The organism is Thermococcus sp. (genome assembly GCF_027063845.1).
In the GTDB taxonomy this organism is placed as follows: Archaea; Methanobacteriota_B; Thermococci; order Thermococcales; family Thermococcaceae; genus Thermococcus.
In genome coordinates this window covers 1-1,711 of sequence record NZ_JAMOQU010000021.1, presented here as the reverse complement: position 1 = coordinate 1,711, position 1,711 = coordinate 1, and the positions used below count along the sequence as shown (strand labels likewise).

General features: G+C 52.7%; 4 protein-coding genes. All 4 read left to right on the top strand.

The window, feature by feature from the left end; all coding sequences use genetic code 11:
• The first annotated feature begins 158 nt into the window (after positions 1-158).
• The 4 genes from MVO87_RS02110 to MVO87_RS02095 all read left to right on the top strand — a co-directional run bounded on the left by MVO87_RS02110 (position 159) and on the right by MVO87_RS02095 (position 1,467).
• Positions 159-353: a hypothetical protein gene (locus MVO87_RS02110; RefSeq protein ID WP_297552028.1), complete on the top strand. Its 195-nt coding sequence runs from the start codon at positions 159-161 to the stop codon at positions 351-353.
• Positions 353-679 (top strand): hypothetical protein, encoded by a 327-nt coding sequence (locus MVO87_RS02105; protein WP_297552026.1) that lies wholly within the window; start codon positions 353-355, stop codon positions 677-679. The genes MVO87_RS02110 and MVO87_RS02105 overlap by 1 nt, the downstream gene beginning before the upstream one ends.
• Positions 676-831: a hypothetical protein gene (locus MVO87_RS02100; RefSeq protein WP_297552024.1), complete on the top strand. Its 156-nt coding sequence runs from the start codon at positions 676-678 to the stop codon at positions 829-831. The genes MVO87_RS02105 and MVO87_RS02100 overlap by 4 nt, the downstream gene beginning before the upstream one ends.
• A gap of 282 nt (positions 832-1,113) precedes the next feature.
• Positions 1,114-1,467, top strand: a complete 354-nt coding sequence (locus MVO87_RS02095) for a hypothetical protein (protein WP_297552022.1) — start codon at positions 1,114-1,116, stop codon at positions 1,465-1,467.
• The last annotated feature ends 244 nt before the right edge of the window (positions 1,468-1,711 follow it).

The window sequence follows — 1,711 nt, the reverse complement described above, 5'->3', positions numbered from 1 at the left end:
AGGAAGCTCATCAACGACGCCGAGGCCGAGCTCGACAAGACGGTCAGGGAGCTCGACGAGGCGGAGGTGAAAGACCTGCTCGTTGATATTGAGGTCGAAGAAACCAGGCGCTACGAGGCGCTCGCGAGGGAAGCTGACCGCGCGGGGGTGGTGTTTCTATGAAGGTCGCAAAGGTTGAGCGCTTTAAAAGGACCTCACGGGTCTGGTTCGACGACGGCACAATCGCGATAATCTACGACCTCGGCGGGAAGGACTGGGTGAGCGTCATCACGGCGGACAAAAAAGACATCACGGCGACGAGGAAGGGGCACGCCTACTTGGCGGAGGCATACCGCGCCCTGGCGGTGGTATGATGGACTGGAAATACCTACGCCGAATCCTTTCAGACTGGCCAGAAGACGCCCAGGAGGCCTTCATTGCTTTTTTGAAGAAGCACGAAGAGGTAATCAGCTACGCAGTGCCTGCTGAGTGTATGAGTGTTAACCTTATCCTGAACCCAGACGCGAAAGTCTCAGAGCTCAAAGGCTTCCTTGATGCACTCCGCGCCTACGACCCGACCATTCCACCCGTTGAACCTCATATCGAGTATCACCCCTCATTGGGGCTTTGGGTCTCGGTCTCGCTCATTCGGCGTGACCTGGACGAGTGGAGGCGGATAAAAGCGGAGGTGGGCGTATGAGGTGGGTGGTCATCTCCCGCGACCGCGAGCTCAAGGTCGAGACAGCGACAAACCAAAAAGAGGCATTATTTAGGCAGAAGCTCCACCGCAACGCCCTCGCCCTACCAGTCCGCGAGGTCCCAACTCTTATCCACCTCCTCCAGCACCTTTGAACCTTCTTTTTTTCGCCCGCTTTATAACTCAGTTGTGGTCTCTCACAACCGGGTTTTGCCTGGGGGGCTACATATATACTACATATAATTCCACGCCCCAAGTTTCACCACGATAACTTAGTTTTAGCAGTTGATAACTCGGTTATGTCGCGTGAGTTTCTGACGCGACTCCGAGGCGCTCTCAGACGCGAGAACTTTGTTGCAAAAAAGTTTCAAAACCGGAAGGTTTATATATGTGTTTAAACATAAGAGAGAACGAAGAATGTGATAGAGGTGGTCGTGATGGAGAAGGTGAGAATCATACCGCACAGGTTTGAGGACAAGGAGGAGTACATCAACGCCCTCGTCGAGGCCTGGAAGCACAACTGGGAAATCTTCAAGAAGGAGCACCCGCGCGTCGCTAAGCGCTTTGAGGAGGCAGTCGAGAAGCACGGTAGTATGGACGCTGTGCTTAGGAAGTTCGCAGAAGACATAGCTTATGACAAGCGGAGGACGAGGGTCCAGGTTCCCCTCACATGCAGAAGATACTTATACAATGACTACGGTATGAGCATCAAGTTCTACGACGACGGCGACATCGTGTATGCAAGGGGCTCAATCAGCTCAAGCGTCCGCGACATCCTGGGTGTTTGCTGACCCTTCTTTTTTTTCACCCGCTTTATAACCCAGTTATAGCTTTTCTTAACTCGGTTTTGCCAAGGAAGGATACATAACCCCTTCCTCCGACTCTATGTTTAAACTTCTGCAACCCCAACCTTTACAGATGCAAAACCTTAAATACCCCTTTTGCAAAAATCTTATACGAACAACGTCAAGGGGGTGGCACTGTGGACGACGAGGAAAAGCGCGAGAAGGCCGGGGAAAACCGCCCCGACGACTT